Annotated in this window: 6 protein-coding genes and 1 pseudogene; 5 read left to right on the top strand and 2 right to left on the bottom strand. The window is 64.0% G+C overall.

Features of this window, described 5'->3' with window-relative positions; genetic code table 11:
• Positions 1 to 710 (bottom strand): annotated as a pseudogene (locus tag DIE17_RS11695) (virulence factor); the annotation flags it as partial.
• Positions 707 to 3,019, bottom strand: coding sequence for a hypothetical protein (locus DIE17_RS11690; protein WP_124920851.1), 2,313 nt, complete (start codon positions 3,017 to 3,019; stop codon positions 707 to 709). The gene DIE17_RS11690 and the pseudogene DIE17_RS11695, both read right to left, overlap by 4 nt.
• Before the next feature lie 554 nt (positions 3,020 to 3,573).
• Between DIE17_RS11690 and DIE17_RS11685 the strand changes: the two genes are divergently transcribed.
• The 5 genes from DIE17_RS11685 to DIE17_RS11665 all read left to right on the top strand — a co-directional run bounded on the left by DIE17_RS11685 (position 3,574) and on the right by DIE17_RS11665 (position 7,005).
• Positions 3,574 to 3,927: a DUF4148 domain-containing protein gene (locus DIE17_RS11685; RefSeq protein WP_124920850.1), complete on the top strand. Its 354-nt coding sequence runs from the start codon at positions 3,574 to 3,576 to the stop codon at positions 3,925 to 3,927.
• Positions 3,928 to 4,010: 83 nt separating this feature from the next.
• Positions 4,011 to 4,802, top strand: coding sequence for an alpha/beta fold hydrolase (locus tag DIE17_RS11680; protein ID WP_124520422.1), 792 nt, complete (start codon positions 4,011 to 4,013; stop codon positions 4,800 to 4,802).
• 526 nt (positions 4,803 to 5,328) lie between these two features.
• Positions 5,329 to 5,799, top strand: a complete 471-nt coding sequence (locus DIE17_RS11675) for a rhodanese-like domain-containing protein (RefSeq protein ID WP_124920849.1) — start codon at positions 5,329 to 5,331, stop codon at positions 5,797 to 5,799.
• 28 nt (positions 5,800 to 5,827) lie between these two features.
• Complete coding sequence (gene epsC / locus DIE17_RS11670; RefSeq protein ID WP_044849008.1) at positions 5,828 to 6,787, top strand: serine O-acetyltransferase EpsC; 960 nt, start codon at positions 5,828 to 5,830, stop codon at positions 6,785 to 6,787.
• The gene (locus tag DIE17_RS11665; protein ID WP_044849007.1) at positions 6,784 to 7,005 is read left to right on the top strand and encodes a helix-turn-helix domain-containing protein; all 222 of its coding nucleotides are present in this window, start codon (positions 6,784 to 6,786) and stop codon (positions 7,003 to 7,005) included. The genes epsC and DIE17_RS11665 overlap by 4 nt, the downstream gene beginning before the upstream one ends.
• Positions 7,006 to 7,046 lie beyond the last annotated feature (41 nt).

The following is a 7,046-nucleotide window of genomic DNA, read 5'->3' as shown; positions in this document are numbered from 1 at the left end:
GATGGCGGCCCAATCTCGAAGAAGTTCATCATCCGATCGACCATGCGCGACTTGGCAAAGGCCGGATCGAGTCGGGGCGGAACGGCAACTTCGACGCGTATGCCGGCGAGTTCGCGCCAATGGCCTTGGTTTTCTGGCTTTACCGTGTAGAAGTAACCTGAGTTGCTAAAGTAGCGCGAGCGCAGGAGGAGAATGAACTTATCAATGTACTTCGCGTAGAAGCCCTTGAACGTTTCCTCGCCCTCGTTGCCGTAAACCAATGCTCCGATGGAGCGAAGTGACGAAAATTTTTCGGGCTTCGTGCGCACCATGTCGTCATTCTTGTTCGGTTTGGTAAGCCCTTGCGCCCACAACAATTGCCATTCGGTGGGGTAGTCCATCCGTTGCAACGGATTCAACCACATCAGCCCGACAACCTGAGCGGTGAATGGCATCGCCGGATCTTCGGCTGCTGGTGTTGAATTCGCCGCAGGCTCTCTAACAGGGGCGGCGTGTGCGGAGCGCATCGTGGCCGTAGTGAAGAGAAACACCGTGAGCGCAGCCAGTCCAGGTACGACAAAGTATCGTTTCATCCAATCCCCTACTTCCAAATGTGCCGGGTCGGGTTGTTCTACATGAGCCATCAGCGAGGCCATGAGAACAGTGGTGATTAACCAAACCGAAATGGCAACGGCGATACGTCGTGGTCGCGTAGTAATCAGTGCCCTCATACGGCACCTCCGACCTTCAAATAAAGCTGACCTTCCCGCTCATCCACGATCGCGAGCGGCATCTTGCCTTCGCTTTTCTCGGTGTGTACCCATTCGGGGAGAGGTGTTCTATCGAGAGTTCCAGACGCAAAATAGTCGGCGTACTTCTTGTTCGGATTTTCCAAGGGGATTCCATCCTCCATCCTCCAATCCGCCTCTATACGCAACGCTTTGAGTTGCTTCTCCGTCAAGTAGCACAAGCCCACCGCGACGTCATACGCAAGCGCCTTTTCAGCATGCTCGGGGTTGGTCATCGTCGTTGAGTGATTCGTCGGGCTGTTGGTCGCGCCGCGATCGAGCCAATCGACGATCTGCTTGTCGCGCCAATCCTTGTAGCCTTCGGGCATCGCGCTCTTGCCGTCCTCGCCGATCACGTGGCCGTCGCCATCGAGCCATTCCCTGTTCAGCGTTCGTCGCGCTTCCATCCGCATCAACGCGCGGTCCTCGTAACGCTGCCCGGCTTCGGTTGCGGCGGTACCTCGGGCGACACTGTCCTGGTTCTTCGCCTTGTACTGGTCGTAGGGGTCGTCGGCTCGCTTTTCGGCATCGGTCTTGCTCGCGTCGCGCCAAGCAGCCGGCGGATCGTTGCCTTCGTTGAAGTCGCTGATCGCGTCACCGTCCCTGGTCGCGACTGACTTGCCGAATCGCAATGCCTTCGGCGGGAAAGGTTCGTCAAGCGCCGGGGCATCCGCAACGACCGTCCAGCCCTTCGGCGGATCGGCGTTCACGCGGAGCATGTTCAACACCGAACTGATGCCAGTCACGACGAACATGAGCGGCGCGGTCGCCAGCGTCGCGGCTATCCCCAGAACGCTTTCGTTTCCTTTGAGCGCACCGATCAGATTGAATTTGGCCGGCGGTGACGGCGGATACCAGAATCCCGGCTTCGTTCCCTTCTTGTCATATCGCCAATCGTCTTCCCAGTACCGGTAGGGTTTCTGAACACCGACCGGAAAGCCGGATGCGAATACACGCTGAGTCAGGATGCCAGCGGCACCGATATCGTCGAGTTCGTGCTTGCTGATGCCGCGCCAGCCGATGCCTTGAACCGTCACCGCCGAAATCACCTGATCGTGCGGACAGCAATACGCAGTGACGCGGCCGTATGTCGATTGATTCAGGCCATGCCGATCGCGGTCCTGTTGCGCCGCATAAGATCGATTACTCGTCGGCGATACGCGTTCGTTCGCCATGTCTTCATCGATCTTGTCTGCGGGCTGTTCACAGGCTTTGCGAGCACCGATGATCGATAGAAACTTGCCGAACGTTTTCGTGCGTGCCGCATAGGTCTGTCGTCCGCGCTGGCCGCTGGAGTTTTTCGTCGCGCGCTGCGACCATGTATCCATGAATGTGTCGGACTTGTTCGGGCCGTCGGCATTGGCGAGACTGTACGGCGCGTTCGCCAGCACGTAGGCGTCCGCCACGCAGTGGCCCGTGCGCCCCCACGGATCTTCGACATCGGGAAACGCGTCGCCGAAGAATGCTGCCGTGAGACCGACGATGTTGCCCTGGCTGTGACACACGACGGTAATCGGCACGTCGGCCTGCATGCGGCGGATCGACTCGATCAGTCTGGCCAGTCGCAGCGCCGCGAGCACGCCATACGCACGCGGCGGCGCGCGATACAGCGGGCGGTTGGTCGGATTGATGCCTTGCACGGTCATCCAGCCCATCGTTCGATCGTCCAGACCGCCGTGCCAAAGATCGGGCAGACTTGAACAGCCGTTCGTGAACGGGCCGCCGCCCCAATAGTCCTTCTCGTTCAAAAAGATCTTGTCGCCGTACTCTTTCAATTCCGCTGCGGTCGCGCGATAGCCCCAGCGGAAATGAATGACGGGTGAGAACGACGGATCGGGCTTGATGTAGTTGCCGGACCAGAGCTTCGGGTTCAGAAACCCATCCGGCGTCACACTCTCCGTGTACTTCGCGGGCGTCAATTGCCCCGCATCGATACTGTGATACATCATCTGATCGTCCAGACGCCCGAGCCTGCGGTTCAGGCCTTTGCACAGCCCTTCCTCCGACGCCTCGAACCATTCGCCCTCCGAGTTCACCCCATGAACGAAGATCACGATACCGGGCAAGGGCATCTGCTTGAGACAGATGAGCGGCGTGTTCTTCGCAAACATCGTCACGCCTTCGACGCGGCCGACGACGATCGGCGGCGGTGCCGGCCGAGATGCGGGCGCGTCAGGCGCAGCCGCGTGCGCGACGGGTTCGTCATTGCGCGTGTTTGCTTCCGATCGAGGATCGAAAATTGAATCGGTCATCCAGACTCCTCAACATGCGGGATGCGTTCCACCGCCATCGGACCGACACGGAATGAAAAGATAAGTGTCCGAAGCAAGAGGGAAACGTGATCAGGCGGCGAGCATACTGAATCGGCGCGCATGAAAGACGCGGCCGCCCGAAAACTCCGCGCGGAGCCCGTGATAACGGACACGGATTGTCAGAATGTGTTTCAGGCCCGAATCGGTCGCATGGCTTCGCTGCTGACGTAGAGCGTGGCCTTGCAATTCGCTGTCGTCCGACAGGCGACCATCCGGCGAATCGGCCTCATGACACAGCTGCGCATGACATCGCGTCCGTACTTGGAAGCGCTCGAATCGCTATCGTCCGTATGTACGTGGCGATGCTGGCGAATTTGTATCGCACTGTATCTATCGAGGCTCCGGAAACATCGGATTGCACTGAAGGCGAGTTTTGGAAACATCCCGGATACGTGAGCGGGTTCTACTGTCGACATGCAGAAAACGTTCGGTGCCAAGCGTTCGCACCGGATGCCGAGTGATCGATACCCCACCTTCCTTCCAGGAGAAATCTCATGAAAGCCGCTCGAATCCTCGCAGTTGCCGTACTCGCTTCGATCCCCGTCTTGTCGTTCGCCGATGCCGGCCACGGCCTCACGCGCGCCGATGTGCGCGCCGACCTCGTCCGGCTCGAGCAGGCCGGCTACAACCCGGCCGGCAGCGACGCGCGTTACCCGGACGATGTCGCCGCCGCACAGAACGTCATCGCAGCGCAGCAGGTCGCGCGCTCCGATCAGAACGGCCCATCGAAGTCGCAGGACGACAACGTGGCTGCCGCGTCGGCGCCAGCCTCCCGCTACGCCGCGGCCGACCAGCGCGCCGCACGGAACGCGCGCACGGACGCGGACGATCTGTACGCGCACTCGTGATCCGCGGCCGCGCCCGTGAGACGAGCGGCGCGGCCGCATCGGAAACACTTCAGATGCACAACACGATGAAAAGGAGCATGACGATGGTCGGTTTGACGAAACGGGTTCTGGTGTCCGCGGCGGTGCTCGGCGGGCTGTTCGGTGCGGTCGCGGCGCAGGCGGCGCCCAAGGAAGACCTGAAGGGCACGAACGTCGTGCTGGTGCACGGCGCGTTCGCCGACGGGTCGAGCTGGAACCGCGTGATTCCGCTGCTCGAAGCGCGCGGCCTGCATGTCGTATCGGTGCAGAACCCGCTGAGCTCGCTCGCCGCCGACGCCGCCGCGACGAAGCGCGCGATCGACGAGCAGAAGGGGCCCGTCGTGCTGGTCGGCCATTCGTGGGCCGGTGTCGTGATCAGCGATGCGGGCAACGACGACAAGGTGAAGTCGCTCGTCTACGTCGCCGCGTTCGCGCCGGACAACGGCCAGTCGATCGCCGACGTCACGCAGGGGCTGCCGGCACCGTCGTGGGCCGGCGAGTTGCGCAACGATGCGGGCGGTTTCGCGACGCTGTCGGACAAGGCGATCGCACAGGATTTCGCACCGGACCTGCCGCCCGCGCAGCAGCGCGTCGTCGCGGCGACGCAGGGGCCGTGGTACGGTGGCTGCATTTCGGAGAAGGTCGCGCAGGCCGCGTGGCATGCGAAGCCGTCGTCGTTCGTCGTCGCGACGCAGGACCGGATGATCGATCCGAAGCTGCAGGAGGCGATGGCGAAGCGGATCGGCGCGACGGTCACGCGTGTGAACGGCAGCCACGTCGCGATGCTGAGCCAGCCGAAAGCCGTAGCCGACGCGATCATCGCGGCCGCGGAACGTGCGAAGCAGGATGCGCAGTGAGTGAACCCGGCGATCAACGCGGTGGTCGAGCATCGCCCCGACGACGTGCGCCGGCAGGTCGACGAGGTGGATCGCGCGATTGCCCGCGGCGACGATCCGGGCCGCTGATGCGGTGACGGGCGTGGTGCGTCGGCGATGCACCGCGCCCGCCGCCTGCCGTTCGCCGATTCATCGAAGCATGCGCCGTTCGACCCGGCGCACGATTCCATTGCGGATTCCATCACGACGTGCGGCGCGCGTCGCATGCGGCATCGTTCCCGGCTTCGCCGCCGCCGATCCTTTCAAAAACCTTCGATGCGCGACATCGAACGGCCGTCGCTCCCCGTCCTCCGCACGAATCCGCCCCAATTGCGCGCGTCTGCTATTGCATTTCACGCGCTGCTGATTAGGAAATGAATTTTTATTGGTTCTGCTTCCCCAAGCGCGCTCGCATAGTGGGGCTGACGGCTATAGACAGCACGCAAGCTGCACCGGCCGCATTCCCGGCATGTTTGATCATACGAATCTGCGAGAACAAGGAAGCGTGATGACGTTTGCATTGGAAGAACGAACCGCCGCCCAGCAGGTGCTCGAAGACGCCCGCGCGGCGGCCGCAGCGGCGGGCACGCCGTACGCGGGCGGCGTGGCGCCGGAAGCCGCGTGGGCGCTCTTTTCCGCCGGCGACGCGTTGCTGGTCGACGTGCGCACCGCGGAAGAACGGAAATTCGTCGGCCACGTGCCGGAGTCGCTGCACGTGCCGTGGGCGACCGGCACGAGCCTGACGCGCAACCCGCGCTTCGTGCGCGAACTGGAAGCGAAGACCGGCAAGGACGCGGTCGTGCTGTTGCTCTGCCGCAGCGGCAACCGCTCCGCGCAGGCAGCCGAGGCCGCGGCCAAAGGCGGCTTCACGCAGGTATTCAACGTGCTCGAAGGGTTCGAGGGCGACCTCGATGAACAGCAGCATCGCGGCGGCAGCAACGGCTGGCGCCATCGCGGCCTGCCGTGGGCGCAGGACTGAGTCACGGCCGTTACGGGGAGAAGTCAGCATGGCCGCATTCGATATCGACGACATCGTTCAGTCGCTCCAGACCGTGCGCCGCGCGTGGCGCGAGAAGCAGCGGCGCTCGCTCGAACCGGGCGGGCGCGACCTGCCGGCGCGCGAGGCGCTCGCACAGATCATCGGCGCGCTCAAGGGCGTGCTGTTCCCGATGCGGCTCGGGCCGCCCGACCTGCGGCAGGAGAGCGAGAACTTCTATGTGGCCCACGCGCTCGACGCGGCGCTGAACGCGCTGCTTGCGCAGGTGACGCTCGAGCTGCGCTACGCGGCGCGGCAACGCAACGCCGACGCGCAGATCGACGAAGCGGCCGCCACCGCCGTGCAGGCCTTCGCGGCACGCCTGCCCGACATCCGCCGGCTGCTCGACAGCGACGTGCTGGCCGCGTTCCACGGCGATCCGGCGGCGGGCAGCGTCGACGAAGTGCTGCTGTGCTATCCCGGCATTCTCGCGATGATCCACCACCGGCTCGCGCACGAGCTGTACCGGCTCGGGCTGCCGCTGCTCGCGCGGATCATCGCCGAGCAGGCGCATGCGGAAACCGGCATCGACATTCACCCGGGCGCGCGGATCGGCGGCGGCTTCTTCATCGACCACGGCACGGGTGTCGTGATCGGCGAGACCGCGATCATCGGCGAGCGCGTGCGCGTGTACCAGGCCGTCACGCTCGGCGCGAAGCGCTTCCCGCGCGATGCGGCCGGTCATCTGGAGAAGGGGCTCGCGCGCCACCCGATCGTCGAGGACGACGTGGTGATCTATGCGGGCGCAACGATCCTCGGGCGCGTGACGATCGGCCGCGGCGCGGTGATCGGCGGCAACGTGTGGCTCACGCAGGACGTGCCGGCGGGCGCGAACATCACGCAGGCCGTGCTGCGCAGCGAGGCGAATGCCGCGCCGCGCGCGCGGAGCGAGCCGGCCGAGCCGGTGCCCGACGCACAGGTGACGACATGAGCGACCTGATCCAGCACTTCGGCGCCAACGTGCGCAAGCTGCGCGAGGCGCGCACGTGGTCGCAGGAGCAGCTCGCCGAACACGCGGGGCTGAACCGTTCGTACGTCGGCGAGATCGAGCGCGGCGAGGCGATTGCCTCGATCGTCACCGCCGACAAGATCGCGCGCGCGTTCGACGTGTCGATCTCGACGCTGTTGCCCGGCGTGTCCGTCGCCTGACACATTCCGCTTCCTTTCCCGTTCGGTGGTGCCGCGTGACG

The organism is Burkholderia sp. Bp9099 (assembly GCF_003857805.1).
Classification (GTDB): Bacteria; Pseudomonadota; Gammaproteobacteria; order Burkholderiales; family Burkholderiaceae; genus Burkholderia.
The sequence above is the reverse complement of the archived record's forward strand: the minus strand, read 5'-3'. Positions and strand labels throughout refer to the sequence as shown.

Bases quoted from the DNA above. Each gene is read 5' to 3' on its own strand.
- DIE17_RS11690 (WP_124920851.1), bottom strand. From the start codon at position 3,019: ATGACCGATTCAATTTTCGATCCTCGATCGGAAGCAAACACGCGCAAT.
- DIE17_RS11685 (WP_124920850.1), top strand. From the start codon at position 3,574: ATGAAAGCCGCTCGAATCCTCGCAGTTGCCGTACTCGCTTCGATCCCC.
- DIE17_RS11680 (WP_124520422.1), top strand. From the start codon at position 4,011: ATGGTCGGTTTGACGAAACGGGTTCTGGTGTCCGCGGCGGTGCTCGGC.
- DIE17_RS11675 (WP_124920849.1), top strand. From the start codon at position 5,329: ATGACGTTTGCATTGGAAGAACGAACCGCCGCCCAGCAGGTGCTCGAA.
- epsC (WP_044849008.1), top strand. From the start codon at position 5,828: ATGGCCGCATTCGATATCGACGACATCGTTCAGTCGCTCCAGACCGTG.
- DIE17_RS11665 (WP_044849007.1), top strand. From the start codon at position 6,784: ATGAGCGACCTGATCCAGCACTTCGGCGCCAACGTGCGCAAGCTGCGC.